This window comes from Paenibacillus curdlanolyticus YK9 (assembly GCF_000179615.1).
Classification (GTDB): Bacteria; Bacillota; Bacilli; order Paenibacillales; family Paenibacillaceae; genus Paenibacillus_T; species Paenibacillus_T curdlanolyticus.
The window spans coordinates 423,307-448,803 of record NZ_AEDD01000002.1 but is presented as its reverse complement, the minus strand read 5'-3'; the positions used below and the strand labels follow the sequence as shown (position 1 = coordinate 448,803).

Sequence of the window (25,497 nt, the reverse complement as noted above, 5' to 3'; positions counted from 1 at the left end):
AAATGAAAGGTCACCGTGATTATTTTTGCTTAGAGGTGATAGTGTGATTAATTGGAACGCTCCGATACTGCCGGGCATCGGGCTTGGCAATCTTCGATTGTATAGCCATATCAGCGGGTTTTATCCTTACCTGTGTAAGCATGAGGTGAAGGCGAAGCTGCTTGATAAGTTTTTAATTCGTTATGAAATGAAAGATTTCGTCGATCTGTGGTTTAATATCATCAACGGAAAACTTGTTAAAATCACAGCGCTGCGAAACTACTCGGGAAAGTTGTTTGATACGATTCAAATCGGGATGCCGATTAGCGAAGTGCTCGCGATTGAGCCTAGCTTTGAATATGATGAGTTTGAAGAAATCTATTGCAGCAGTAAAGGGATCTACATCGAAGTGGACCCAGATACGAAGGCGGTATTATGGATATCGGTTTTTGTAAAAGAAATGGAATGCCATGAGTTTGAATGCGGTAAGTGGTAACCCCTGCATTGCTTGAAGGCGGGTAAATAATGGTGTGCTGAGCCTTGCGAGGCTCTTTTTTTTATGCCATGATAGATTTCATTGAATAGATCGCGGACATAGAGAGAATGCCGACGGAGGGGAACGACAGATGACGATTAATTACTGTGTGACATGCGGAAGCCCAATGGAGACGCGAGTGTTGGATGGCTTAGAACGGCGGGTATGCGCCTCGGAATCATGCGGTGCGGTACACTGGGGCAATTATAGCATTGGCGTAGGCGCGCTTGTCTTTCGGGACGGAAAGATCTTGCTCGTTCGTCGGGCGCAGGAGCCGGGCAAAGGCAATTGGACGAATCCGGGCGGTTACATCGAGCAGCATGAGGACATCGGAACGACTGTGGCGCGAGAGGTAATGGAGGAAACGGGAGTAGAAGCCAAAGTGAAGAGCATTATCGCGCTTCGCGATCAGCCGCGCAGCATTCACAATGTCTATATTGCATTCGAGATGGAATATGTGGGGGGAGAACCGACGCCAGATGGCGTAGAGGTGGATGCCGCAGGATTTTTTGCATTGGATGAGTTGGCGCATATGCCAGTCGCTGGCTTCACGCAGTGGCTTCTCGATGCTGCCATCCATAAGCAGGGCGAAGGCATGCAGGAGGATAGCCAAGCGGCAACCGCTGCGAACGGAAATCGGTATTATCGGCTGTAAAAAATGGTAAGTATCATACAAGCGAGCGAAGCGGAGATCTTCGTTCGCTTGTTTTTGGTTCCTGCATTACATCCGTACAATAACAGAACCGCCTCCTGCTGTCACAACGCGGTTTTGCTGCTGTTCGATCGAGCGGAGCAGGTGATTGTTCTCTTCCATCAACCGGATGATATGATCCAATCGATGCTCCAGGTTGGCGAACAATTGCATCATTGGCTGCATATCCGGCGTGGAAGCGGGGGAACGGTGGTCGTGTGCAATGGGATGTGCATACTCGTTCGAATAGGGGTTAGCCGGGTAAGCTCTCCAGTGTGGGTGCATGGGCAAACACCTCCTTGCTCGGAAAGTGCGTGATATATCTTACGCTGCCGCGGAGTATGCGTACGCCTAAATTTGTGTGATCGTGACGAAATTCGACCATTTGTTTAATCGATCAATTAATTGCATTAAACATATATGACATTAAAATTTCGTGCAGTTAACAGACGACTGCTTGAATCCCCTTTAACACGATATCCAGTTGTCTGCGGAACGAATCCCGTAGTGGTTGGCTGAAATTCCCCCGAATCCAATCAATCGTTGTGTGGAAGAAAACGCCACCCAGCAATGCAGCTGTCTGCTGCGCATCCAAATCGTTTCGCAATTCTCCTGAATCAATCCCTTGCTCGATAATGACACGTATTACCGCCGAGGCCTCATTATAATTACGGCGATCTCCGCTTGTATACCGCTGCATAAAATCCTGAATGACCAGTTGGCCATAGGGCTTATCCTCCTCGTTCACCTTGGCAAGCGCATCGAAGATGGCAAAGAGTTTGTTCACGACGCCGTCAACGTTTTGTACGCTATGCTCAATTGCCGATTTGATTAGCTGTACACGAATTTCACCGAAATGGGTCAGGAGTGCATTTTTGCTTGCAAAATGATTGAATAGCGTGCCTTTGGCGACATTTGCTTTTTCGGCAATTTGATCCATCGTTGTCTGGTCGAACCCGTGAGCAGTGAAAAGGGTAAGAGCGGCATCGGCGATTTTTTGCTTCGTTTCTTGTTTGCGTTTCTCGTAGCGAGACATCGAAGTCAAAGTGATTCCCCCACAAATAAAATTGTGTCCGATGGCGTTGATCTAGGTAATCAATGTTCCAAGCTTCATATTAACCTGCCAAGCGGAGAGCTGACAATCACGATAAGCGAATCAGCTCGCTTTACGCTTTCGTATATAAGCTAAGATACCCATCGCCAGAATTGAACCAATCAGGCCTATGCTCATATCCTTTTGCGTATCGAGCACATCGCCCTGCAAGCCGATAAATCGAGCCTCTCCGCCTTTTCCGCCAGCGAGCGCCGCCAGCATTTCCAAGATTTCGAACAATCCGCTAAAGCTGAGTACGACAACAACCGGCATCAAATAGGTCCAGACGCCTCGAATATGCACCTTGCTCATGAGCCATTCGCGGAAAGGCAGCGACCAGCATAAGCCGAATGCCAAATGGACAAGGCGGTCATAATAGCTTCTTCGGGTATGGTAATGGGATTTTAACCAATGATCGAAAGGCGTACCCTCATAAGTGAAATGGGCAGCATAGGTATGTAAGCACATAAAAATGAGAATGAGCAGATAGGAAAGGCTCGATAGGCGAGCAGATCGATAAGTGAACGCAAGAAAGGCGATTGTAATGACGATAAGGACATTTTCTGCGAGCCACTGCAAGCGATTTGTAGGTGTGATCGCCATGATGATCCAGTCAACGATATAGATTCCAATCCAAAGATGCAGCACATAATTTCGTTTGAATGGGAGTTGCTCAAGCATTCGATGTCCCTCCAAGGGTGTGGCATTTGCTGCTAATAGGGTGTACGGGATTTTGTATAAATATGTGCAATCAACTACTTGATATACCCCTTAGGGGTATGTTATGCTACTACTAAGAGGAGGGATGCTCGTGAAGGAGTCCCAACAAACGGATCATACGCAGCTAGAGCATATGACTTGCCATGATGAATGCGCATCGCAAGGCGGAGAACGCAAGAGCCACCATTCGGACAAAACAAAAGCAAACCTGATCGCACGATTGAATCGAGTGGAAGGCCAGATCCGTGGGATAAAAGGTTTGATCGAGAAGGACACGTACTGCGACGATGTATTGAATCAGATCTCCGCAGCCCAGTCGGCATTGAATAGCGTTGGCAAGCTGCTGCTCGAGCACCATTTGAAAAGCTGCGTGACCGAAAGGCTTCAAGCAGGCGATGAGCAAGTGATTGCTGAGCTAATGATTACGATGAACAAACTAATTCGTTAACGAGGAGCGTGTGAATATGCAAACCGTCACATTGAAAGTAGAAGGAATGTCTTGCGGCCATTGCGTCAATTCGGTAGAGGGCGCCGTACGGGAAGTCGGCGCGGAAGGCAAAGTGAACCTGAGCGCAGGCGAAGTAACGGTTGCGTTCGACGAGTCGAAAGTAACGCTTCAAGCGATCAAAGCAGCGATTGAAGAGCAGGGGTACGATGTCGCATAATGCGTTGCCGCCTCTTCGGCGGCACCCTCGCAATGCTTATTTTTTTAAAGAAATATATACCCTATAGGGGTATGATTCGTATAATTCGAAGGAGATAGTTGCTATGAATAATCAAACGGAAATCGAACAAACGACACTTCAAATTACCGGCATGACTTGCGCGGCTTGCGCCGCCAGAATTGAGAAGGGGCTTTCTCGGCTTCCCGGCGTTAATCAAGCAACTGTCAACTTCGCAATGGAAACGGCTTTGGTCGATTTTGACAGCGCACAAGTGTCCATCACTGATTTGACGCAGAAGGTTGAAAATCTGGGGTATCATGCGAGCGAGAAAAGTTCAGATGAAACAGCAGCGCATGACAAACAACGCGAGCGCAAGCAGAAAAAGCTGCAGCTGCTGGTATCCGCTCTTCTTTCTTTGCCGCTGCTATGGTCAATGGTCAGCCATTTTACTTTTACCTCATGGATATATATTCCGGCGTTTATGATGAATCCATGGGTGCAGCTAGCGTTGGCAACGCCCGTGCAATTCGTAATTGGGAGCTCGTTCTATATCGGAGCTTACAAAGCACTTAGAAATCGAAGCGCGAACATGGATGTGCTAGTCGTGCTCGGCACATCAGCCGCTTATCTATATAGCTTGTACAAAACGATCGATTGGGCAACAGCAGCCCAGATTCATGGCCACGCGCAGCATGCGCCAGATTTGTATTACGAAACAAGTGCGATTCTGATTACGCTCATTTTGTTAGGCAAATGGTTTGAAGTGCTTGCCAAAGGCCGTTCTTCTGAAGCGATCAAGAAGCTGCTCGGGCTGCAAGCGAAGACGGCAAACGTCATTCGCAATGGCGAATTGCTGACGCTGCCGATCGAAGCGGTAATCGCAGGCGACCATGTGATCGTAAAGCCGGGCGAGAAGATCCCCGTAGACGGCATGGTCATCGAGGGGTATTCGAGTATTGACGAATCCATGCTGACAGGCGAAAGCATTCCAGTCGACAAACAGGCTGGGGATCAGGTGATTGGCGGAACGATCAACCGCAACGGGAGCTTGACTGTAGAAGCGACGAAAGTCGGAGCGGAAACAGCATTGGCTCAAATTATTAAAGTTGTCGAAGATGCGCAAGGCTCCAAAGCGCCGATTCAACGAATTGCAGACGTCATCTCGGGTATTTTTGTTCCGATCGTAGTCGGCATAGCGTTGCTTACGTTTATCGTATGGTTCTTCTGGGTATCGCCTGGCGAATTCGCGCATGCGCTCGAAAAAGCGATTGCGGTGTTGGTCATTGCATGCCCGTGCGCGCTCGGATTAGCTACGCCAACCTCGATTATGGCCGGTTCGGGACGCGCCGCTGAGCTTGGCATCCTATTCAAGGGCGGCGAGCAGCTTGAAACGCTGCATAAAGTAAACACGGTCGTCCTTGATAAAACAGGCACGGTGACGAAAGGAAAACCGGAGCTGACTGATATTTTGTTTGCCGAGGATCTTGAGGTGCGTGGCATTCAAGAAGCGCGTGTCCTTCAGCTGATTGCTTCGGCAGAAAATCATTCGGAGCATCCGCTTGCTGGGGCCATCGTTACGGGGATTTTGGCTAAGGGCATATCGCTGCTTGGGGTTGATCACTTCGAGGCGATACCCGGCTACGGTATCCATGCGCAGGTGGATGGCAGCGAAATTTGGGTTGGCACGCGCAAGCTGCTGCAGCGGGAAGGAGTTGCTGTTAGCGAGCATGTAACGCAGGCAATGGAGAAGCTGGAAAACGAAGGGAAGACTGCGATGCTCGTCGTTGTCGATGCGCAGTATACGGGGCTGGTTGCTGTCGCCGATACGATAAAAGAATCATCGAGGCAAGCGGTCGCTAGCCTGCTTGAAGCCGAAATTGAAGTGATCATGCTCACTGGCGATAATGCGCGCACGGCGCAAGCAATTGCCCGTCAAGCAGGGATCACGCGCGTTATTGCAGAGGTTCTTCCGGATGGCAAAGCCGCTGAGATTAAGAAGCTGCAAGCCGAAGGGAAACGCGTAGCCATGGTTGGCGATGGCATCAACGATGCGCCTGCTATCGCAACGGCTGATGTCGGCATTGCAATCGGAACGGGAGCCGATATCGCGATGGAGGCTGCTGATGTCACGCTGATGCGCGGCGAACTGACCAGCATCACCGAGGCCATTGTGATGAGCCGCCAAACGATGGCGAACATCAAGCAAAATCTGGTCTGGGCGCTCGGATACAATACGCTGGGCATCCCAATCGCCGCAATGGGCCTGTTGGCGCCATGGGTAGCTGGTGCAGCAATGGCATTAAGCTCCGTATCGGTCGTCTTGAATGCGCTGAGGCTGCAACGGGCAAAGGTATAAGGATGGGAATGGATCCCGCGATAGGCTGACAATCCTATATGGATGTCAGCCTTATTGCGTTCTGCTTGACATGGCATAGCCTGATCGATATACAATTACATGCGAAGAACGGTGAAGCATGAAGTCGCGACAATCGCGGCTTTTATTTTATTATCGGAGGAGGTGGAACATCGATGCGGCATAGACTTCAAAATATGAATACGCTGCGTAATCAAATTCTTGCGATGTTTCTTCTCGTCATGGCGATCGTGTTATGCTTCGTTGGGCTGACCACCTATACGCGCGTATCCGCGTTGATTAAAAACAATGCGGAACGGCAGCTGAAGCAGACCGCGAATGAAGCGACCGGCAGGTTGGAAACGCTTTATCGACAGCTTGATATGCTGTCAAGCCAAGTCATGACCACTACGGAAGTGCAACAGCTGCTGCTGCAGCATACGTATGGGCAGAGAGCCAGCTTGCAGCAGCGACAATCGCTGATGCAGAGCGTTAGCACCTTCCAAGTATATTCGGACGGCATTCAAGCCTTTGACTTGTACGCCAATAATTACAGCAGCATGTTCCCGCTAGATGACACGACATTGAACGGGCGAATCGGCTCCGCTTGGATTCAACAGATCGATTTGGCCAGAGGCAAGCTTGTCTGGATTGGCCAGGATCCAAAGGACCCCAATTACTTTTTGGCGGTTAGGCAAGTGAGGCTGATCGACCACTGGTTTGCAAGCGGCGGCTATTTGCTCATTCGCGTGAATCGCAGCTATTTTGATCTCGGGGTGCAAGGCGATCAGCAGCGAGACGAACTCATGCTGCTGCTGGACCGCAATCAATTACTCATTACATCCAATTTTGCAGGGAATAGTAAGGCAGTTGTTCACTCGAACGGACAGACGGTCACGATACGCGGCAAGGAATATATCCAAGTCGACCAAAAATCGGAGCTCACCGGCTGGAAGCTTGTGATCCTGACCCCGGTCAGCACGGTGCTTGAGGGGATTACGGTGCTCCGAACAGCGATTATCGTATCTGGCTGCGTCGGATTTTTAATATGCTTGTTGTGCTCCTTCTTCCTCTCCTCGATGATAACGCGCCCGATTTTGCGATTGATCAAGACGATGCGCGGCTCGCGCTTGGGCGAAATGCGACCAAGCCCCGAGGTGCAGTCCACCGTTGAAATTAATGAGTTGACGAAGACGTATAACCAGATGGTTGAGCATATGAACGAGCTCATTCAAGTGATCTATGAGAAGGAGTTAGTACGCAGCCGATCGGAGCTCAAGGCGCTTCAGGCGCAGATTAATCCCCATTTTCTATATAACACGCTTGAGGCGCTGTTCTGGTCCTTGCAGGAGAAGGAAGAGGAGGAGCTTGCGGAGCTCGTTGTGGCAATGTCGGAGCTATTCCGCTATACGATTGGCAGCGACGGGATGAGCGAATGGGTAACCTTCAGCGCAGAGCTGGAGCATATCGAGCGATATATGCAGCTCATGCAGCTTCGCATGGGGGATCGATTATCGTGGAACATTGAAGTGGCTCCGGAATGCCTGAACATTCGAATTCCAAAGCTGATTATTCAACCGATCGTCGAGAATGCCATTTTGCACGGCATAGGCAACAAGAAAGGACCGGGCTGCGTATCGCTAACGATTCAGGCGGACCATGAAACGTCAGGCTGGCTCGTTCAAGTGACGGATGATGGGCCAGGCATGGACGAGCAAACGGTCCATTCGCTTATGAATGAGCGCGAATCGGCCGGCATTACGAATACCAAAGGCAATGGTATGGCGATCGACAACGTGAACAAGCGGCTTCACCTTTATTATAAGGACTCGTCGTTGCATGGCCTTTCGATAAGGAGCGCATTGGGCGAAGGAACGCAGGTTTCCTTTCTAATTCCGGGAGATGAGGGATGGCATGAAATACAGTAAAACGATACTCATTGTGGATGACGAACCGAGAACACGCGAAGGATTAAAGAAGACGTTGGAAACGTGGGCAGGGAGCAGCTATGAGATCGTAACGGCGGAAAATGGCGACGACGCTCTAGCTTTTATCGCAGAGCGCCCCGTGCATCTCATGCTGACGGATATTCGCATGCCCGAGATGAACGGATTAAGCCTCATTCACGCGATAAAGGAGCAGGGGCGTAACCCTGTCGTCATTTTATTGTCGGGTTATTCGGAGTTTGAATATGCGCAGGAGGGCATTAAGCTCGGCGTCGTCAATTACTTGCTTAAGCCAATTACGAAAGCCAAGCTGATCGAAGCGGTTGAGCAGGCGCTGCTTGTATGCGATAGCCGCGAGCGCGCTGGCACGATCGAGAAGATCGTCGATCATCAGCTCATGGAGGCGAAGCAGCACGATGTACGCATGCCGCAGCCGATTCAAGCGGCCATTCAATATGTCGAAGCGCATGTGCAGTTGCCAGTCAGCCTCCGCGAGGTAGCTGATCATGTTCACTTGAATGCCAGCTATTTCAGCTCGTTGTTCAAGGAGAAAATGGGCATGAATTTCAGCGAATTTCTGACGCGAAGCAAAATACAAGCGGCCAAAAAGCTGCTTCTATCGACATCGCTGCCCATTACGGCGATTGCCGAGGAAGTGGGCTACCAATCGACGAAATATTTTATGACGTTATTCAAAGAATATGAGGGCATGACGCCCAGCCAATACCGCAAGGATGTGCCGAAAGGCGATATCGTATAAGGAAAGCTCCTAAATATAGCGAACCTTTCCCTAAACGCTGTTACCTTATGCAGAAACCAAGAAAGCGTTAACATTGGATATGTGAACGAGAAAGCAACGAACAATAGGGGGATGGAACATGGTTAAAAAATCGCTATCAATCGTGATGACGGTCGCAATGGCTTCAGCATTGACGCTAGCAGGCTGCGGCAGCGAAAGCGGCAGCAAGTCGGATACCGGCACGAAAGATGGAAGCGCTTCATCCAGTTCGAGCGAGAAAGTGACAATCAAGATGATGCATCTATGGCCTTCGGGAAGCTCGAAGCAGCAAAATATGATTGTGAACGACATCATTAATGAATATCAAACCGCGAATCCGAACGTGACGATCAAGCAAGAGATTTTGGAAAACGAGCAGTACAAAAACAAGCTTAAGGTGCTCTCCGCATCGAACGATCTGCCGGATGTCGGCATGACGTGGGCAGCAGGCTTCCTTGAGCCGTATGTGAAAGGGCAGCTATTCGCGCCGCTGGACGATACGCTGAATGACGGATTGAAAGACTCCTTCGTATCGGGCACAACCGACGCGTATGCCATCGACGGCAAAACCTACGCGCTTCCGTTGGAACTGAATATTACGCCAATTTACTATAACAAAGCCATTTTCAGCAAATACAACCTAGAGGTGCCGCAAACCTACGAGCAATTCAAGCAGGTAGTGAGCACACTCGAGAGCAACGGTGTTGCGCCGATCGCTCTGGGCAATAAGGATCGTTGGACGGGTTCGCTCTGGTATATGTATTTGGCTGACCGGCTTGGCGGCCAAGACACATTGCGCAATGCAGTCGCGCGTACAGGGTCCTTCGAAGACGCTAGCCTGGTGCAAGCCGCGCAAGAGGTACAGGATCTTGTCAAAGCCAATGCATTCAACAAAGGATTCAACGGCTTATCCAATGATGAAGGCAAATCCGAGTTCATGAACGGCAAAGCAGCGATGTACATGATGGGCACGTGGGAGCTTCCGAATTTCACGACGAATGAAACGGTTCCGCAGGCGTTCCGCGACAATGTTGGATTTTTCAAATTCCCGACGATTGACGGCGGCAAAGGCAATATCGATAGCTGGGTAGGCGGTCCAGGCGTCGGACTGTTCGTTGCCGAAAATTCGAAAGTAAAAGACGAAGCGAAGAAGTTTGTGAAGTTCTTTGTGCAAAAATGGGGCGAGCAATCGGTAACGAAGGCTGGCGTCATCCCTGCAACGAAGGTGGATACGTCGAAAGTGAACCTTCCGCAGATGTATATCGACATCCTCAACGAACTCGGCAAAGCAAGCAATATTACATTGTTCGCAGATGTTCAGATGAGCCCAAGCGTTGCGCAAGTCCACTTGAACATGATTCAAGCGTTGTTCGGCAATGAGGTTTCGCCTGCTGATTTTGCCAAGAACCATGAGAAGGCGCTGGCAGAACAGGCTGGCAAATAGAAGAGAAGGATTGAAACAGGGAGAAGGGCATATCCGCTTCATGCTGCGATATGCTCTTTTCTTATACCCGAGTGCGTTCCCAAGGAGTGTGATTGAACGATGGATCGTGTCATGTCGAACAAGAAAATGATTGCATTATATGTACTGCCTGCATTCATGCTCATTCTAGCGCTTATTTATATCCCGATCGTGCTGACCGGCTATTACGGGCTCATGAGGTGGGATGGCATCGGCGCGATGGCGTTTATCGGATTGGACAACTATAGTAGACTCGTGCAGGACGCTGATTTCTGGCAGAGCGCTTATCATTCCTTCCTTCTGGCTTTGTTCTCGGCAGCCAGCCTGATTGGATATCTCGCTATCGCGCTAGTATTGTCAGGAGATGTGAAAGGCGCGAATCTGCTTCGCAAAATATATTTAGTGCCGATGCTGCTGTCCTCGGTTGCGATTGCGCAGTTATGGCTGAAAATCTATCATCCGACTAGCGGCGTTCTGAATAGCTTCTTAACGTCGATTGGCGGCAGCGGCTCGGTCGAATGGCTATCGAATACGAAAATCGTCCTGCTTGCGATTTTTATTCCGATTATTTGGCAGTATGCAGGCTTCTACATTCTGATTTATTATGCAGCGCTCAAAAACATCCCGTCCTCGCTAATCGAAGCGGCGCGGATCGATGGGGCAAACCCTTGGCAAATCGCATTCCGCGTGAAGATACCGCTCATCGCAAACGTTGCCAAAGTGACGGTTGTGCTCGCAATTGTCGGGTCGCTCAAGTACTTCGACTTGATCTATGTCATGACGGACGGTGGCCCGAACGGCGCAAGCGAAGTGATGGCTTCCTATATGTATCATCAAGCTTTTCGCAGCTTTGACTTTGGTTATGGCAGCGCAATCGGCTTTTTCTTATTACTGATTTGCCTTGTAATTACATGGTTGATCCGTAAATTGACCGCCTCGGGCGACGACATTCAGTATTCATAACGTTGAATTCTCCGTAAATTCGGAAGAAGGGGGGAGCCGTTGATGGAACCGACCATTCTAGCTCCACGCAAATTCGCACGTCTTGCTACTCATCCGTTGTGGCGCGGAGCAGGGGTGACTACGTTGTATGCCATCCTTGCCATTATCGCGATTATTCAAGTGTTTCCGTTGATCTGGCTGCTGTTTTTCTCGCTTAAGGATAATCAAGAGGTTTTTAATCTATCGCCATTTGCGCTTCCAACGCATCCCAAATGGGAAAATTATACGAAGGTTTGGACTGAAGGCAACATCAGCCGATATTTCCTAAACAGTGTGTGGTATACGGCTGCGTCGGTGCTGTTGACCGTTTTGCTCGCAAGCCTCGTCACCTTCGCGCTGACGAGAATGAATTGGAAGCTGAAGGGACCGGTTCTTGGCCTGTTTATGGTCGGGCTCATGATTCCGGTGCATTCGACGCTTATTCCGTTATTCCAAATGTTTATGAAAATAAACCTGACGGATCACCCATTGTCGATCATCTTAACGTACACGGCGTTTAACCTTCCGCTTACGATTATGATCTTGCTAGGCTTCTACCAGTCGCTGCCGCGAGAGGTAGAGGAGGCTGCTGTCATGGACGGCTGCTCGGTTAATCGGATTTTCGCGCAAATCGTATTGCCGATGACTTCCTCCGTTGTAGCGACGACAGTCATTATTAATATGATTTATAACTGGAACGAGTTCGTGTTTATTAATACGTTTATTAGCTCCGATCATCTGAAAACGTTAACGGTCGGCATCCAGAACTTCATCGGCCAATATACGACGGACTGGGGCGCAATCGGCGCAACGCTGATGATCAGCATTTTGCCCATTCTAATCGCTTTCTTCGTCTTGAGCAATCGGATTGTTGAAGGAATTACGGCTGGTTCAGTTAAAGGATAATGCCAATAAAGCTGTCTCTAAAATCCGCTGGAGCGGGTGACTGAGGCAGCTTTTCTATCGAAATGGATAACCTTTTCATGCTAGCTTCATATACTAGTAGAAAACGAAGAAGGTGATGAATTGACGATTCAGTTTTTGGACGGCCGATTGTCTGTCAACCGCAATGACAGCAGCGGAACGGATGGCATCACGGATACGCCTCTCCTAATTGGCGATATCGGACTGCAGACCGGCGCAGCTGCGCTCTTGGGCAATGAAGGGGATGTGCGCGTTGCCCTAACAGGTACTGTAGGCATCGTCGTTGATGGAGTCGTTGCAGAATTGACGTTCACAATTGAACGCAATGGCACAAGCGCGCCTGGATCAGGGGTGCTAATTCTAACGGAAGCATTCAATACAGGAGGCGTGAACACAATTGGTCCAGTCAGCATTTCGGCAGGCGATTTCCCTCCTGCAGCCGATGTTCTTGCCGGCGAAATTCGCTATACGTTATTTGTTTCCGCTACCATAACCGAAGGTAACATTGCGTTATCCGGACCTGTTGTTTTTAATGGTACGGCTTTTGCCGGTACGACAACTTCGTAGTTTGATAGCAGCGCAAGCGAATGGATGAATGAATAGGAGTACTGTAAAAAAACGATGCAGGGATGGATTCCCTTGCATCGTTTTTTTAATGAGGGATGATTACGATATCATCAAAATTGGTCGTACTGTGTGGATTATCATAAAAAGGGAAAAGCTACTACTTGTCGAATTGGATGTATAGGTTATTCAAATTGAGAGTGAAAGAGGGAAAGACGATGGAGCAGTTACTGTCAATTCTAAACAATCAGAAAATTGAGCACGAAATCCTCAAGCATAGCGAGAAAATTCATAGCGCACAGGAAGGGGCTGACTATTTTGGCATCGAGCTTGGCCAAACGGCTCCGACCTTAATTCTGAAGACAGATAGAGGTTATTATTCACTTATTCTATCAGGTGATTATGGACGAGTTGATTTTGAGGCATTAAAGGGACTGTTGGAATTTGAAGAGGTCAAGTTGGCAAAGCCACAAGAAGTAGAGCAAGTAACAGGATGTAAGATTGGCGATGTATCGTTAGTAAATCCTGATATCCCAACAATAATGGATAGAGGGCTGTTACGGTTTCCGTATATTTATGGTGGAACAGGCGTGCCCCAGACGACGTTGAAAATAAATCCCCAAGATGTAGAGAAATTAAACGATGTCGTAGGTTATTTAAGATAGTCGACATTCGTAAGTCGGGTTTAAACGGAGAAGTCATTCAGCAGTGGATCCGCTCTTGCCGATTCTGTAACGTTGGTTTGGGTTTAGTGCCATATGGCAAGAGCGGTGAGATTAAGCGGGGAACTCTTCCTCATTGATGATCGAAAAGGGCAGTACGACTAAGGTTTCAAACTGGTTGTCGCTTACGTTCATTTTTAGATGGCCGCCATACTTTTTGGCTATTTCTTGAATGATTTTTAATCCGATTCCATGAAATTCAGAGTGTTCATTCGTTGTTTTTTTCGTGTGTTCTATATCTTCGGTACGCGTATTTATTACATGAATAAATAATGCGTAGTTGCTCGAGAATATTCGCAGTTGAATTTGCTTGTTGTCAATTTCTTGGACTGATCTAGCAGCTTCAATGGCATTATCAAGAATATTGCCAAGCAAAATACATAAATCATAGTTGTCAATCTTTAAGGTTGTAGAACTGATGTTAATGGAATAGTCCATATGTATTTGGTTTTCTTGTGCGAGACTCAGTGCATTGCTAACAAATGTATCAATAGCCAGGTTTCCTGTGCGGGTCACATTCGAACAATGGTTAATTTGGTTGCGTGTTTTTTTGATATGTTCCACTGCGGTTTGTGGACAGTTTTCCTCAATGCATTTTTCTATATAAAGCAAATGTTTGTTTGTGTCATGAATGGATTTTTTTATGGCATTAAAAGCACGCGTGGATTTCATATAATTATGTTCTTGATAGGTTAACAGTTCTTTTAAGTGGGCGTTCTCTATTACTAACATATATTTCTTAAGCAAGGTCTCGAATACATAGATGATCAGGCAATTCTCTACGATAACAGTCGTAACCAATAGAACATTCAAGGAACTATCCGCTAAACTAAACCAGACTGTACTCGTTATCACGTTACAAATGACTACAACCGAAAATAAAAGGACTGCATGTATGCTTTTATTAAACTCTTGAATGGCATCTCGAATCGGCCGATTAAGACGAGTCCTAAAGTATAGGTATGTAAACCAGACACATCCAATCGATGCTAGACATGTGACTTGAGGGACAACGTGGTACAGGGCGCGATTAATCAAGTTTAAAAACCTCTTTCCATAAACCGAGTAATCATTAATCTTGCAAACGTATCTTTGACTTGTTTTATATAGGATCTGCCAATCGGAAATTCATCATTAGTGGACATAATAACCTTAGTGGATGTGAATCTCACGATATGCTCGATATTGACGAAGATTGAACGATGGACGGCCATGAAAGGGAACTTAAGCGTGGTCGTATATTCAGATAACGTCCCGGTACTCATGAGTCGTTTTTCTGTAGTAATCACTTCAAGTCGGTTTTTAGCGATGCAATGTTTTATTTTCGTAATGGCAACGACGTCGCAGCTTCTAATCATCATTTGCATTTGGTCTGTTTTTACGATTACATAACGATTTATGGAAGAGAGTAGGTAATTACAAATGAAACTAATCTTCTTCTCAAATAACTGATTCGATATCGGTTTGATTAGATACTGGAATCCTTGCACATCAAAGCTTTGCATCATGTACTCTGGGTAATGAGTGAGGAAAATGATAAGGACATCCCGGTCGGGGAGAGCTCGAATTTCTTTGGCAGTGTCGATGCCGTTCTTCCCTTCCATTTCAATATCTAGAATAATAATGTGAAAGGGATGTTTATGTCCCTTGTAAAATTGGAGCAACTCTTCCCCAGAGGAGAAATATCGAATATCGAAAGACAAGTGAGTTTTATCCGCGAACATTAAAAATGAGCTCTCCAATTGCTTATGAATATAAGCATCATTATCGCATACGGCTATGTTGAACATCACAAAGACCCCTCTTTATTCTAAATCTACCGATTCAACCCACGGAAAGACCACCTCCAAAATACCATAGGATACTAATCTTTACAACTATGAGTATTCATAGATCTTCTTCTTAAACTTACATTCCCGCTATAGACGTCTTCGGAATAACCCCGTTCGCAACCCATATTTTGCATTTCGCAACCAATTTCCTCTAAAAGAGGAATGGTGTGTTATGATGCGATTTGTGACGAGCGTTTGCTTATCACAGCCCGCTTTTGTGATTAACAGGGGGGAATTAGCATAAGGATTGGGATGAGTTGAATAACCATTGCTGGAAAAGACCTTGGTTTGATATTCGTCGAATTGTTGTCCTAGAACGCGAGTAGTCGTAAGTTGTTATTCGGAAAAAATTTTTAGTGAGAGTGAGTGATTGCTTTGGCTAAAGTAGTATTTTTAAAACCTTACTTGGAAACAGATGCGTCTTGGGAAATGATCCGAACGAGCAGATACTTGGGATTGTGGTATATGGCTTCTAAATTAAAAAGCAAAGGGCACTCGGTTTGGTACTTGGATGAAGTCATTCGAAACAACGGGATTAACAAGACGAGACTGTATAGGACGGAATTAGAGGGGGACTCGTATACGGAGACTCCTTTGGATATGTCTATACAAGAATACAGAAGAGAAAAGCGTGATTTGTTCCAGTCGCTTTCATCCAAAGATTTTGTTGATAAGTACAGTGCTTTTCAGGACGAAAAGATTATTAGGACGATTGCAAAAACGGGATGTACAACAGAGGAGACACTAGAGGAACTCGGCATTATACAACCAGATTTTGTAGGGATCGCTTTAATTTCAACTTCGAATGTTCGAGCAGCAGTCAAAACAGGAAAAGCCATTAAAGATCAATTTCCTAATACGAAGATTATTTATGGCGGTCACCATGTTTCTGCCTTGCCTGAGCAGTTTCTGAAAGAAAACCCTTGGGTGGATTACGTTGTTATCGGAGATGGAATTGATATCGTTGAGGACATCGTTGAGGGCAAGGTTAAAGATAAGATTCTTTATCAAGGATTCAAGCCTATGGAGCGGTTCCCGTTGCTAGACATGGATATTATTGAGGCGATAAGCTATCCGATTGACCAGCAGTATTCCTATCCTTCTTTTGGTCGTAAATCGACTGACTTCATGTTTTCAAAAGGCTGTTTCCGCAAATGCGAATTTTGCGTAGCAGGCGGTCAGGAAGACAATAGGGTCGTGTTTCTGAATTGGGATCTTATCGATGAACAACTGAGCCTATTTAAACAGTGCGGCATCGAGGAGCTCATTATCCAAGACGATGCTTTTATATTTGGCGGCAAGAATGTTATGGCTCGTAAGCTGGCGCTTATGAAAAAATACGGTTTCTATTGGCAGAATAGCGGCGGCATTGATTTTGAGCTGTTGACGGATGACATTACCGATCTGTTCATTGAATACAACAAATCGGGTCCTGGAAGGCTGACAGGCATGTATATCCCATTCAATCCGAGACTATGGAATAAAGGGAAAAGCGCTACGGATACGATGATCAACCGTTACACAAGACATTTTAATAACTTGAAACGATTGCGTGAAGAAGGCGGCGTTTACATCTTTACGAGCGAGATTGTCGGCGAGCCGAATCAAACATGGGAAACCATACTGGAAGATATTGAGAGCCATAAGCAAATGATACTCGAAGGTTTTTTGGATACAGCCTTGACTTTGTCCGCTACGATGCTGCCAGGTACGAAATGGTATGAGGAAAACGGTCATAACATTATTAACAAAAATGATATTGCCGGATTTTCTTTATTCCCGACACATCATAAAACGAAAAACCTACCGGATCCACGTTTAATCGAAGAATTATTTGCGCTGAGAACGAAAGAACTCAACAGCATTCAGAATACGTACAATTGGCAAACTCCTTTCCCGAATTCAGATTGGGCTTATAAGGATGGAAACTATAACGGGGTGGCAACGCTAAAACTATGAAAAAAATCATATTAACTGGAATAAGAGCAACTGGTATACCGCATATCGGCAATTATTACGGCGCTATTAAGCCGCTCATTGACTTGCAGGAAGAATATCGGGTATTTCAACTGATTGCTGATCTTCATGCGATACCGCATGTGAGAGATCATGCTGTTATGCAAAATAATATTCGGATTATTACAGCTTGTTATCTTGCCTGTGGATTCGATGTAAACCAGTCCGTGTTATGGAGACAGTCGCAAATAAAAGAAATGGCTTGGGTTTCATTGGTACTGATGTCATTAGTGACTTCAGGAGAATTAGAGGAACTAATGGCTCTATCTCAAAATCCAACGTTAGACATGGTGAGCTGCGTTTATCCTGTTTTGATGGCTTCTGACACATTAATGCTCGGAGCAGATCTCGTTTTTGCAGGAAGAGATCACACGCATGGTTTGGAGTTTGTTCGGAACTTAGCCAAAAAATTCAATGCTTGTTATGGAGATATTCTTGTTGCTCCAGAGCCTATTTTCCCAAATTTGACGAATATGGTTCAGGGATTAGACGGACGCAAAATGTCCAAATCATTTGATAATACAATCTCAATATTAGATTCTCCAGACGTGCTCAATGAAAAGATTATGCGTTTGAACAGCGGGGATGACGAAGCGAGTTACGAAACAATCCTCGAATTACTGTCATATTCCGTTTCTGTAGAGCAGCTTGAAGAGATCAAAGCGCGCATTCAGACGAAGAACATCGCTCTATCTGAAATGAAATCAGCTTTGTTTGATGCTCTAAATATGCAACTAGAGCCAATACGGAACAGATTTAATGATTACATGAAGCAACCAGAGTACCTCGATCAAATTTTGGCGGATGGATTGATTAAGGCAGAGGAGCAGGCAGAACTGCGAATGAAAAAAATACTTCACTCTGCAGGATTATCTTATTAAAGAGGGTCCTGCGGGATCCTCTTCAGCAGTTGAAAAAATGAATGCAGGGAGTGTTATTTGTGGCAAGGCATAATTCGTTCTATTCTGTTTTACTAATTGTTTTACTCGCAATGATTAGTATTACTGGCTGTGGGGATTCAAAAGAGACGAATGGTCAAATCACGAAAAAAATTGGGATTATACAGATTGTTGAGCATCCATCCCTAAATTCGATCAGAGAATCCTTCATCAAACAATTGGCCGCAAACGGGTTTAAGGAAGGAAGCAACCTAACGGTCGATTATCAAAATGCGCAAGGTGACCCTAATAATTTGAAGTTGATCGCGCAAAAATTTAAGAACGCAAAATACGATCTTATCGTCGCTATTGCAACTCCATCAGCGCAAGCAATTGCAGGTGAAACAAAGGATATTCCAATTGTTTTTGCAGCGGTAACAGATCCAGTGTCGGCAGGGCTTGTACAAGATCTACAGAAGCCCGGCGGTAATATCACAGGAACATCGGATGTAACTTCTGCAGAACAAAATATAAAACTTGCTATGCAGATCACACCCGATATACATAAATTGGGTGCCATCTACAATCCCGGCGACACAGCTGCTGTAATGGTTATGAACGAACTGAGACAATATTTGAAATCTAGCAACGAGAAAATTGAGCTGGTTGAAATGACCGCCAGCAGTACGGGTGATGTACAGCAGGTCATGCAGTCGCTGGCCGGTAAAGTGGACGCGATTTTCGCGCCGCCTGACAATACGATTGCTTCATCCATGCCTGTTGTATCTAAAGTGGCAAGAGATGCTAAGAAACCACTTTATGTTGGAGCTGACTCGATGGTTAAAGATGGCGCTCTCGCTGGTTACGGTATTGATTATGACATATTGGGCCAGAAAACCGCGGACATGGCAACTGAAGTTTTGAATGGCAAGAAACCGGGCGATATTCCAGTGAAGGTCATGACGGAATTAAACATTTATGTCAATACGGACACAGCGAAGGCAATTGGAGTTTCCTTGCCAGATGATGTGCTGAACAAAGCAAAAGAAAACTTCGGAAAATAGCATGGCAACGATTGCTTATGGCACATTGGAGTTAAGTTTAATCTACACACTGCTCGCATTGGGCATGTTTATTTCTTTTCGAATACTCGATGTACCGGATCTTACCGTTGACGGCAGCTTTGTAACAGGATCAGCTGTTTCAGCCATTTTAACGTTCAACGGACATCCGTTTCTGTCGCTGCTGCTGGCTTTTATGGCCGGTTGTATTGCTGGGAGTATAACGACTTTTCTTCATGTGAAATTAAAGATTCATCTACTCCTAGCAGGCATCTTAGTCATGTCTGCCCTGTATTCGATAAATATAAGAATCATGTCGGGAAGCCCCAATATATCATTACTGAATGTGAGGACTATATTTAATTGTTTTACGGACGGACTAGTCGATGATCGTGTCAGCATTATGATCTTAGCAGCAATTATCATTGTCCATGTCATTCTGCTAAATGTATTTTTAACGACACGATTCGGGCTTGCATTAAGAGCGACAGGCAACAACGAGCATATGGCAAGGTCAGTTGGTGTAAATACCGACATTACAAAATGGACGGGACTTGCCTTATCTAACGGATTAGTCGCTTTATCAGGTGCAGTATTGGCTCAGTTCCAATCGTTTACGGATATTGGGATGGGGCAGGGGGTCATCGTAATCGGCTTAGCTTCTGTCATTATTGGGGAAGTGATCTTCACAAACAGTTCGATGTTGAAAAGTTTGGTTGCAGTTGTGTTGGGTTCCATTGTGTATCGATTCGTGATCGCGATAGCTCTTCAAATGGGCATGCCGCCAACGGATTTGAAGCTAGTTTCAAGCACGATCGTCGTGCTTGTCTTATCGATTAAGATTATGAATAGTAACTGGTTCAAGCTTAAAAGTGAATGGAACAAGAGAAGCTTAGGTGGGAGGATGGATGCTTGACATCAGGTCATTAAGAAAAGTTTATTCTAAAAAAAGCGTAGATGAAAAAATTGCACTCGATAATATTAATCTTCAAGTTCGTAAAGGTGAATTTGTAACTGTCATTGGCAGCAACGGGTCGGGCAAGTCGACACTGTTTAATTGTATAACGGGTGTCGAACAGCCTGACGAAGGCCAGATTGTTTTGGGTACCGCAGATATAACTAAACTTGCCGAACATAAGCGGGCTAAGTATATCGGAAGGGTGTTTCAAGACCCCCTTAGAGGTACTGCCTTCAATATGACAGTTGAAGAGAATTTGTCTTTAGCACTTGCTAGGGGACAGATAAGAGGGCTAGGGCAGGGCATTCGAAAACGTGACATTACTATGTTTCGCGAACGCCTGTCATTATTAGATCTGGATTTGGAAAATCGACTAAAAGTTAAAATGCGCTTATTGTCCGGAGGACAAAGGCAAGCGATAACTTTATTAATGGCAACGATCGTAAAGCCTGAGCTGCTGCTTCTTGACGAACACACAGCAGCGCTCGACCCCTCCACAGCAAGCAAAGTTATGAAGCTTACAGCAAGCATTGTAAACAGAGATCAAATTAGCACAATTATGATCACGCACAATATTAAGGATGCTTTGGAATATGGCACACGCACTTTAATGCTTTCTTCCGGCAATCTGGTACTTGACTTAAAAGGTGAAGATAGGAAACGAACAACAGTAGAACAGCTGCTGGTGAAGTTTGGTTATCATTATTGCTAAATTCAGGGAGGGTACATTATGCCAATTGTGAAATTTCCGAATGATATTGAGATTAGCTACAAATATGAGAAGAACGAAGGAAGTAAGGAAACACTAGTATTTCTTAATGGTACATTCAATACGATGAACGATTGGGAAGATGTGGGGAAAGCGCTTCTTGAAAAACAACCTTTCAACATTTTAACTTTCGATATGCGTAATCAAGGTGAATCCACCCAATTAAGGGAGGCATTCGATTATTATGATTTTATCGATGATATTAGTTTGCTAATCGAACATTTAGATCTTTCCAACATTACATTCATTACGTATTCCAGCTCTTCTGCGATGGCAATCGACTACATGTTAATGAATTATGGCAAAGTGAGTCGTTTGATTTTAGTGGCCCCGGTAATTAATCCGTATGGTAACTTTAAAGGTCAACTTCTCTCAAAAGCTTCTCTTAAGATGTTTGAGATGGGAGATGTTAGAGACATCGTTACATTGTCATTCCCGCTCATGTACAGCAACGCGTTTATTGATCAGTGCAAAGACTTTTTTGATGCGATCGTCCAACAGTTTGAATCGAAAATAGATAAAAGCCTTCTGGAGCCTTACATGAGAGCTTGGGATGCAAACGAAATGAATTTATCGAAACTAAAAACGGTGATGGATGGCATCGAGGTACATTATATTCAAGGCGAGGAAGATATCTTTAATGGCAATATTTTCACTCAGAAGCTCAAATCCGAAATCGAACAATTACAGGTCCAGATCTTACCTGGAAAAGGTCATGATTTTTTAACTGAAGACAAATCGGCGTATATCAAAGTGCTTGACGAAATTCTGATTAAATAAAATTACGATAGTGGTGTATGAATGATGTCGGACATGGCTTCTCCTTTTTACGGGAATATATTGATCACAGGCGTCACTGGCTTAATTGGCAGGCATTTGCTATATGAGTATATCCATTATTTCCTACAACACCAGTGGCAAGGCAACCTTTATGTGCTTATGCGGAGTAAGAAGTCAGCATCTGCTAGTGAACGGCTGGAGCACATTTTAAGACATGAGTTCGCGCCAAACTATTTTAAAGTATATCCGTATGACAGGGTAAGACAAAAAATCAAAATCATTGAAGGCAGCATAGAAGATAAAGACTTAATCGGCAAAATGAAGAGCGTTATTCCGTTTAACGAAAAAGTATACGTGATTCATTGTGCAGGATCTGTTAACCTTCTCAACACGGAACAAGCGGAGAAAGAGGTTCAGCATAATAATGTAATGGGGACACAAAACCTGCTGCATGCCGCTTTGGACTTTAATTCGAAATTTATCTTCATAAGCACTGCATTTTCTTGCGGGATTGTTAACGGGACAATAGGGAACGATTATTCACAATTCAATAAGAATACGTTCCGAAATCCTTACGAACAATCCAAACTAGCAATTGAGCGCATGGTTGAACAAGAATGCTTGAAAAAAGAAAGAGAATATCAAATCTTAAGACCTAGCGCCGTTTGTGGCAGAATGATTGATCCACCGCTGTATTATACATCGAAGATAGACGTCATGTATGGATGGACCAAGTTTTTCTGGAACATGAAGAAACAAGAAGCTAGTGACCATATTCGAATTCATATGGCAGAGCATACCGTTCTTAATGTTGTGCCAGTCGATTTTGTGGCAAAATCGATCGTTCGATTATTCAGCCAAAACATCCCTTATGTTAATCTTACTTATCCTAAATCACTGAGTAATCGAGGTTTATACGGTCAAATGTTGCAATCGATTGGGTTTAGCAATTATAGCTTTGTAGATGTGCTACCTGATCATCTAAACAAGGGTGAACGGCTGTATTATCGGTTAATCGATAAAGTATACAGTCCATATCTTAATAATTGCACGATTGAATACGATACGAATGAACTGAACAAGCGGATTAATAGTCATGATATACCAGAGATCGATTTGCATCATCTTACAGAATTTGCAATGGAATTTGATTTTGACGATTCGTTGATTTATTGATCGGACAAGAATACTGAAGATCGATAAGCTATTATGCGGGCATCAATTCTGAAAAACAGGTCATCCTACAAGATCGCTTGTCTTTCTGCAATAATGCCCGCTTTTTTATTTGCAAAGGTGAAGAACTAATAATCTGGACTGATAAGGAGGAATGTGAGTGAATCAATTCTTCCACCTCACTGCATACCCTGAAGTGTATACATATTCACCGTCGAAGGATCTGACAATTAAGAGGACAATTGAATTGCTCAAAGCAGATCAAGCGATTTTACCCATACTGGGAGCGTTGGATTCCTATAAAGGAGCATTGTTTACAAGTCGATACGAATACCCAGGACGCTATACCCGATGGGATATCGGGTTTGTTAATCCGCCGATTGAGATTCGTTCATTTGGAAAGCGGTTCACGTTGACGGCTCTTAACGATCGCGGCAAAATCATTCTTCCATATATCGGAAGATACTTATCTGCATTTGAAGAGTTCCAGATTAGTGAAAGCATAGATTGCCTGAACGGAATCATCATTGCGGAGGAAGGCGTTCTCTATGAAGAGGAAAGAACCCGTCAGCCTTCTATATTCACTGTAATGCGAGCGTTAAGAGGAATATTCCATTGTCCGGATGATAATTTCCTTGGATTATATGGTGCATTCGCATATGATTTGATTTTTCAATTCGAACCGATGGAACTTAACCATGTCCGTGATGAAAATCAGCCTGATCTGGTTCTTTATTTACCGGATGAACTTGTAATTGTAGACCATCAGGCGAATCGCTCTCATAAAGTTTCTTATGAGTTTGAACGGGAAGGGCAAACAACGGCGGGTATACCTCGTACTGGAATGAAAACAGAGCGGAGACTAGAGGAAACACTAGATCTACCTGTTTTTAAACAAGGAAGTTATGAGAAATTAGTACATACAGCATTAGAAAAGTTTAAAACCGGTGATCTATTTGAGGTTGTTCCATCACACACCTTGTCTGAAGAGTGCACTGTGCCGGCTTCGACAGTCTTTACGCAATTGACACAAATTAACCCTAGTCCATATTGCTTTATCATCAATCTTGGCAATGAATATTTAGTGGGAGCTTCTCCGGAAATGTACGTAAGGGTAGAAGGTGAGCGTGTAGAAACTTGTCCGATTTCTGGAACGATAAGGCGCGGTGCTACTGCAATTGAAGACTCCGAGCAAATCAGAATGCTGCTAAACTCCATAAAAGATGAGACAGAGCTTACGATGTGTACAGATGTTGATCGAAATGATAAGTCGCGAATTTGCGTTCCCGGTACTGTTGAAGTGATTGGGAGACGCCAATTGGAAATGTATTCGCATCTCATTCATACAGTTGATCATGTGGAAGGGCGATTGGAGCCGCAATTTGATTCATTGGATGCATTTATGACACATATGTGGGCCGTTACCGTCACCGGTGCTCCAAAGCGTTCGGCTGTCAGTTGGATTGAAAGGAATGAAGACACGCCCCGTAACTGGTACGGAGGAGCTGTCGGGTATTATACGTTCCAAGGTGATTTGAATACGGGATTAACGCTGCGTACCGTGAGAATTAAAGATCGTTTAGCTGAGATTAGAGTAGGCGCCACTTTACTGTACGATTCTGTGCCGAAAGATGAGGAACAGGAGACCTTGGTCAAGGCTGCTGCCATGTTGAGTGTGATTCGAGCGAATGAAGCTGCATCTTGTGATTCACTTAACACGACAGCCAAACAGCTCGGCAGAACAAAGCGGGTTCTATTAGTAGACCATGAGGATTCATTCGTCCATACATTAGCGAATTACTTGCGACAATGCAATTCAATTGTGCAAACCTTACGTTCTGAAGCAGCTCGACAAATCATTTCTTCAGAAGCACCAATTGATCTCGTCGTCCTTTCACCTGGTCCAGGGCGTCCGGACCAATTCCATTTGTCCGAAACGATCGAATTATGTATGCGACGGAATATTCCTATACTTGGAGTCTGTTTAGGACTTCAAGGAATCGTGGAGTATTTCGGGGGGCAGCTGTCTTTGTTGTCATATCCACAGCATGGGAAGTCATCTGAAGTGAAAATAACTTCCAAGAGCGCAATGTTTAAGGACATGCCCGATCGTTTTGTGGTTGGCCGATATCATTCTCTCTATGCATCCCGTATTCCTGACTGCCTGCAGGTTATCGCTGAAACAGTAGATGATCGGATTGTTATGGCGATTGAACATAAGGAATTGCCGATTTTTGCAGTTCAGTTTCATCCGGAGTCCATTCTGTCTTTAGGAAATGGTACAGGTATGACTATCATACGTAACATCATAAATGCGTTATCGGAGTTTGAGCATTGGAAGGTAGTGGGATGAGTTTGTCAATTAAAAAGTGTAAATTAACGACCCAATATCGAAAGAAATTAATCGCTGAATTAACAAATATCGGGGCGGATATGCATCGTCCACATGAAATGAAATTAAAAGTTCTTGAAGCATTGGCGCTAAATATGGGTTTAGACCCATCTCAATGGCATCCTCTTCCTGATCGTAATAAGCAAAATAGGGGTAGACCGGTTACTCGTGTTATCCATTATGAGTATAATACGAGATAAGTACTCTTTTTCAACTAGAGTAAGA

General features: G+C 45.1%; 26 protein-coding genes. 21 read left to right on the top strand and 5 right to left on the bottom strand.

The annotated features are described in order from the left end of the window. Positions 1-43: 43 nt before the first annotated feature. On the top strand, positions 44-475 hold the full coding sequence (locus PAECUDRAFT_RS05305; protein WP_006037087.1) for a PH domain-containing protein: 432 nt from the start codon (positions 44-46) through the stop codon (positions 473-475). Positions 476-605: 130 nt separating this feature from the next. Next, entirely contained in the window at positions 606-1,169 is a 564-nt protein-coding gene (locus PAECUDRAFT_RS05300; protein ID WP_006037086.1) for an NUDIX domain-containing protein, read from the top strand. 66 nt (positions 1,170-1,235) lie between these two features. Here the strand turns inward: PAECUDRAFT_RS05300 and PAECUDRAFT_RS05295 are convergent, their stop codons facing one another. The 3 genes from PAECUDRAFT_RS05295 to PAECUDRAFT_RS05285 all read right to left on the bottom strand — a co-directional run bounded on the left by PAECUDRAFT_RS05295 (position 1,236) and on the right by PAECUDRAFT_RS05285 (position 2,979). Then, entirely contained in the window at positions 1,236-1,490 is a 255-nt protein-coding gene (locus PAECUDRAFT_RS05295) for a hypothetical protein (RefSeq protein WP_006037085.1), read from the bottom strand. Between the two features lie 157 nt (positions 1,491-1,647). Then, positions 1,648-2,241 carry a TetR/AcrR family transcriptional regulator gene (locus PAECUDRAFT_RS05290; RefSeq protein ID WP_233516731.1) on the bottom strand — a complete coding sequence of 198 codons (594 nt, stop codon included), beginning with the start codon at positions 2,239-2,241 and terminating at the stop codon, positions 1,648-1,650. Between the two features lie 120 nt (positions 2,242-2,361). Then, the gene (locus PAECUDRAFT_RS05285) at positions 2,362-2,979 is read right to left on the bottom strand and encodes a DUF2238 domain-containing protein (RefSeq protein WP_006037083.1); all 618 of its coding nucleotides are present in this window, start codon (positions 2,977-2,979) and stop codon (positions 2,362-2,364) included. Positions 2,980-3,151: 172 nt separating this feature from the next. On the opposite strand from PAECUDRAFT_RS05285, the gene PAECUDRAFT_RS05280 reads away from it, so the two are divergent. From PAECUDRAFT_RS05280 to PAECUDRAFT_RS05235, 10 genes are all read left to right on the top strand, one after another. Further along, the gene (locus PAECUDRAFT_RS05280) at positions 3,152-3,466 is read left to right on the top strand and encodes a metal-sensitive transcriptional regulator (RefSeq protein WP_040711684.1); all 315 of its coding nucleotides are present in this window, start codon (positions 3,152-3,154) and stop codon (positions 3,464-3,466) included. Between the two features lie 16 nt (positions 3,467-3,482). Beyond that, positions 3,483-3,683: a copper ion binding protein gene (locus tag PAECUDRAFT_RS05275; protein ID WP_006037081.1), complete on the top strand. Its 201-nt coding sequence runs from the start codon at positions 3,483-3,485 to the stop codon at positions 3,681-3,683. Between the two features lie 103 nt (positions 3,684-3,786). After that, the gene (locus tag PAECUDRAFT_RS05270) at positions 3,787-6,039 is read left to right on the top strand and encodes a heavy metal translocating P-type ATPase (protein WP_006037080.1); all 2,253 of its coding nucleotides are present in this window, start codon (positions 3,787-3,789) and stop codon (positions 6,037-6,039) included. A gap of 173 nt (positions 6,040-6,212) precedes the next feature. Further along, positions 6,213-7,964 carry a sensor histidine kinase gene (locus PAECUDRAFT_RS05265; protein WP_006037079.1) on the top strand — a complete coding sequence of 584 codons (1,752 nt, stop codon included), beginning with the start codon at positions 6,213-6,215 and terminating at the stop codon, positions 7,962-7,964. Beyond that, positions 7,951-8,742: a response regulator transcription factor gene (locus PAECUDRAFT_RS05260; RefSeq protein WP_006037078.1), complete on the top strand. Its 792-nt coding sequence runs from the start codon at positions 7,951-7,953 to the stop codon at positions 8,740-8,742. The genes PAECUDRAFT_RS05265 and PAECUDRAFT_RS05260 overlap by 14 nt, the downstream gene beginning before the upstream one ends. Before the next feature lie 118 nt (positions 8,743-8,860). After that, complete coding sequence (locus PAECUDRAFT_RS05255; protein WP_006037077.1) at positions 8,861-10,204, top strand: extracellular solute-binding protein; 1,344 nt, start codon at positions 8,861-8,863, stop codon at positions 10,202-10,204. A 99-nt stretch (positions 10,205-10,303) separates the two neighbouring features. Next, positions 10,304-11,185, top strand: coding sequence for a carbohydrate ABC transporter permease (locus PAECUDRAFT_RS05250; protein WP_006037076.1), 882 nt, complete (start codon positions 10,304-10,306; stop codon positions 11,183-11,185). A gap of 42 nt (positions 11,186-11,227) precedes the next feature. Next, the gene (locus PAECUDRAFT_RS05245) at positions 11,228-12,109 is read left to right on the top strand and encodes a carbohydrate ABC transporter permease (RefSeq protein WP_006037075.1); all 882 of its coding nucleotides are present in this window, start codon (positions 11,228-11,230) and stop codon (positions 12,107-12,109) included. Positions 12,110-12,229: 120 nt separating this feature from the next. After that, the gene (locus PAECUDRAFT_RS05240; RefSeq protein WP_006037074.1) at positions 12,230-12,694 is read left to right on the top strand and encodes a hypothetical protein; all 465 of its coding nucleotides are present in this window, start codon (positions 12,230-12,232) and stop codon (positions 12,692-12,694) included. Positions 12,695-12,909: 215 nt separating this feature from the next. After that, positions 12,910-13,356: an aminoacyl-tRNA deacylase gene (locus PAECUDRAFT_RS05235; RefSeq protein WP_006037073.1), complete on the top strand. Its 447-nt coding sequence runs from the start codon at positions 12,910-12,912 to the stop codon at positions 13,354-13,356. A 111-nt stretch (positions 13,357-13,467) separates the two neighbouring features. Here the strand turns inward: PAECUDRAFT_RS05235 and PAECUDRAFT_RS05230 are convergent, their stop codons facing one another. After that, positions 13,468-14,085, bottom strand: a complete 618-nt coding sequence (locus PAECUDRAFT_RS05230; RefSeq protein ID WP_158306231.1) for a sensor histidine kinase — start codon at positions 14,083-14,085, stop codon at positions 13,468-13,470. Positions 14,086-14,453: 368 nt separating this feature from the next. After that, positions 14,454-15,203 carry a LytR/AlgR family response regulator transcription factor gene (locus PAECUDRAFT_RS05225; protein WP_006037071.1) on the bottom strand — a complete coding sequence of 250 codons (750 nt, stop codon included), beginning with the start codon at positions 15,201-15,203 and terminating at the stop codon, positions 14,454-14,456. 642 nt (positions 15,204-15,845) lie between these two features. Between PAECUDRAFT_RS05225 and PAECUDRAFT_RS05220 the strand changes: the two genes are divergently transcribed. From PAECUDRAFT_RS05220 to PAECUDRAFT_RS25625, 9 genes are all read left to right on the top strand, one after another. After that, a complete protein-coding gene (locus PAECUDRAFT_RS05220; RefSeq protein ID WP_158306230.1) occupies positions 15,846-17,204 on the top strand; it encodes a B12-binding domain-containing radical SAM protein in 1,359 nt (452 codons plus the stop codon). Continuing rightward, on the top strand, positions 17,201-18,142 hold the full coding sequence (gene trpS, locus PAECUDRAFT_RS24445; protein WP_006037069.1) for a tryptophan--tRNA ligase: 942 nt from the start codon (positions 17,201-17,203) through the stop codon (positions 18,140-18,142). Before PAECUDRAFT_RS05220 ends, trpS begins: the two co-directional genes overlap by 4 nt. Positions 18,143-18,201: 59 nt before the next feature. After that, positions 18,202-19,203, top strand: coding sequence for an ABC transporter substrate-binding protein (locus PAECUDRAFT_RS05210; RefSeq protein ID WP_006037068.1), 1,002 nt, complete (start codon positions 18,202-18,204; stop codon positions 19,201-19,203). 1 nt (position 19,204) lies between these two features. Then, positions 19,205-20,116 carry an ABC transporter permease gene (locus tag PAECUDRAFT_RS05205; protein WP_006037067.1) on the top strand — a complete coding sequence of 304 codons (912 nt, stop codon included), beginning with the start codon at positions 19,205-19,207 and terminating at the stop codon, positions 20,114-20,116. Beyond that, positions 20,109-20,870: an ABC transporter ATP-binding protein gene (locus tag PAECUDRAFT_RS05200; RefSeq protein WP_006037066.1), complete on the top strand. Its 762-nt coding sequence runs from the start codon at positions 20,109-20,111 to the stop codon at positions 20,868-20,870. Before PAECUDRAFT_RS05205 ends, PAECUDRAFT_RS05200 begins: the two co-directional genes overlap by 8 nt. Positions 20,871-20,888: 18 nt before the next feature. Further along, entirely contained in the window at positions 20,889-21,707 is an 819-nt protein-coding gene (locus tag PAECUDRAFT_RS05195) for an alpha/beta fold hydrolase (protein ID WP_006037065.1), read from the top strand. A 21-nt stretch (positions 21,708-21,728) separates the two neighbouring features. Continuing rightward, positions 21,729-22,883 (top strand): SDR family oxidoreductase, encoded by a 1,155-nt coding sequence (locus PAECUDRAFT_RS05190; protein WP_006037064.1) that lies wholly within the window; start codon positions 21,729-21,731, stop codon positions 22,881-22,883. Between the two features lie 157 nt (positions 22,884-23,040). After that, positions 23,041-25,233 (top strand): anthranilate synthase component I, encoded by a 2,193-nt coding sequence (locus PAECUDRAFT_RS05185; protein WP_006037063.1) that lies wholly within the window; start codon positions 23,041-23,043, stop codon positions 25,231-25,233. Further along, on the top strand, positions 25,230-25,472 hold the full coding sequence (locus PAECUDRAFT_RS25625; protein ID WP_144266442.1) for a hypothetical protein: 243 nt from the start codon (positions 25,230-25,232) through the stop codon (positions 25,470-25,472). The genes PAECUDRAFT_RS05185 and PAECUDRAFT_RS25625 overlap by 4 nt, the downstream gene beginning before the upstream one ends. Positions 25,473-25,497: the final 25 nt, after the last annotated feature.

What these genes read in the sequence shown, in the direction of transcription:
- PAECUDRAFT_RS05300 (WP_006037086.1), top strand. Translation starts at nt 606, where the DNA reads ATGACGATTAATTACTGTGTGACATGCGGAAGCCCAATGGAGACGCGA.
- PAECUDRAFT_RS05295 (WP_006037085.1), bottom strand. Translation starts at nt 1,490, where the DNA reads ATGCACCCACACTGGAGAGCTTACCCGGCTAACCCCTATTCGAACGAG.
- PAECUDRAFT_RS05290 (WP_233516731.1), bottom strand. Translation starts at nt 2,241, where the DNA reads ATGTCTCGCTACGAGAAACGCAAACAAGAAACGAAGCAAAAAATCGCC.
- PAECUDRAFT_RS05285 (WP_006037083.1), bottom strand. Translation starts at nt 2,979, where the DNA reads ATGCTTGAGCAACTCCCATTCAAACGAAATTATGTGCTGCATCTTTGG.
- PAECUDRAFT_RS05280 (WP_040711684.1), top strand. Translation starts at nt 3,152, where the DNA reads ATGACTTGCCATGATGAATGCGCATCGCAAGGCGGAGAACGCAAGAGC.
- PAECUDRAFT_RS05275 (WP_006037081.1), top strand. Translation starts at nt 3,483, where the DNA reads ATGCAAACCGTCACATTGAAAGTAGAAGGAATGTCTTGCGGCCATTGC.
- PAECUDRAFT_RS05270 (WP_006037080.1), top strand. Translation starts at nt 3,787, where the DNA reads ATGAATAATCAAACGGAAATCGAACAAACGACACTTCAAATTACCGGC.
- PAECUDRAFT_RS05265 (WP_006037079.1), top strand. Translation starts at nt 6,213, where the DNA reads ATGCGGCATAGACTTCAAAATATGAATACGCTGCGTAATCAAATTCTT.
- PAECUDRAFT_RS05260 (WP_006037078.1), top strand. Translation starts at nt 7,951, where the DNA reads ATGAAATACAGTAAAACGATACTCATTGTGGATGACGAACCGAGAACA.
- PAECUDRAFT_RS05255 (WP_006037077.1), top strand. Translation starts at nt 8,861, where the DNA reads ATGGTTAAAAAATCGCTATCAATCGTGATGACGGTCGCAATGGCTTCA.
- PAECUDRAFT_RS05250 (WP_006037076.1), top strand. Translation starts at nt 10,304, where the DNA reads ATGGATCGTGTCATGTCGAACAAGAAAATGATTGCATTATATGTACTG.
- PAECUDRAFT_RS05245 (WP_006037075.1), top strand. Translation starts at nt 11,228, where the DNA reads ATGGAACCGACCATTCTAGCTCCACGCAAATTCGCACGTCTTGCTACT.
- PAECUDRAFT_RS05235 (WP_006037073.1), top strand. Translation starts at nt 12,910, where the DNA reads ATGGAGCAGTTACTGTCAATTCTAAACAATCAGAAAATTGAGCACGAA.
- PAECUDRAFT_RS05230 (WP_158306231.1), bottom strand. Translation starts at nt 14,085, where the DNA reads ATGAAATCCACGCGTGCTTTTAATGCCATAAAAAAATCCATTCATGAC.
- PAECUDRAFT_RS05225 (WP_006037071.1), bottom strand. Translation starts at nt 15,203, where the DNA reads ATGTTCAACATAGCCGTATGCGATAATGATGCTTATATTCATAAGCAA.
- PAECUDRAFT_RS05220 (WP_158306230.1), top strand. Translation starts at nt 15,846, where the DNA reads ATGTCTATACAAGAATACAGAAGAGAAAAGCGTGATTTGTTCCAGTCG.
- trpS (WP_006037069.1), top strand. Translation starts at nt 17,201, where the DNA reads ATGAAAAAAATCATATTAACTGGAATAAGAGCAACTGGTATACCGCAT.
- PAECUDRAFT_RS05205 (WP_006037067.1), top strand. Translation starts at nt 19,205, where the DNA reads ATGGCAACGATTGCTTATGGCACATTGGAGTTAAGTTTAATCTACACA.
- PAECUDRAFT_RS05200 (WP_006037066.1), top strand. Translation starts at nt 20,109, where the DNA reads ATGCTTGACATCAGGTCATTAAGAAAAGTTTATTCTAAAAAAAGCGTA.
- PAECUDRAFT_RS05195 (WP_006037065.1), top strand. Translation starts at nt 20,889, where the DNA reads ATGCCAATTGTGAAATTTCCGAATGATATTGAGATTAGCTACAAATAT.
- PAECUDRAFT_RS05190 (WP_006037064.1), top strand. Translation starts at nt 21,729, where the DNA reads ATGATGTCGGACATGGCTTCTCCTTTTTACGGGAATATATTGATCACA.
- PAECUDRAFT_RS25625 (WP_144266442.1), top strand. Translation starts at nt 25,230, where the DNA reads ATGAGTTTGTCAATTAAAAAGTGTAAATTAACGACCCAATATCGAAAG.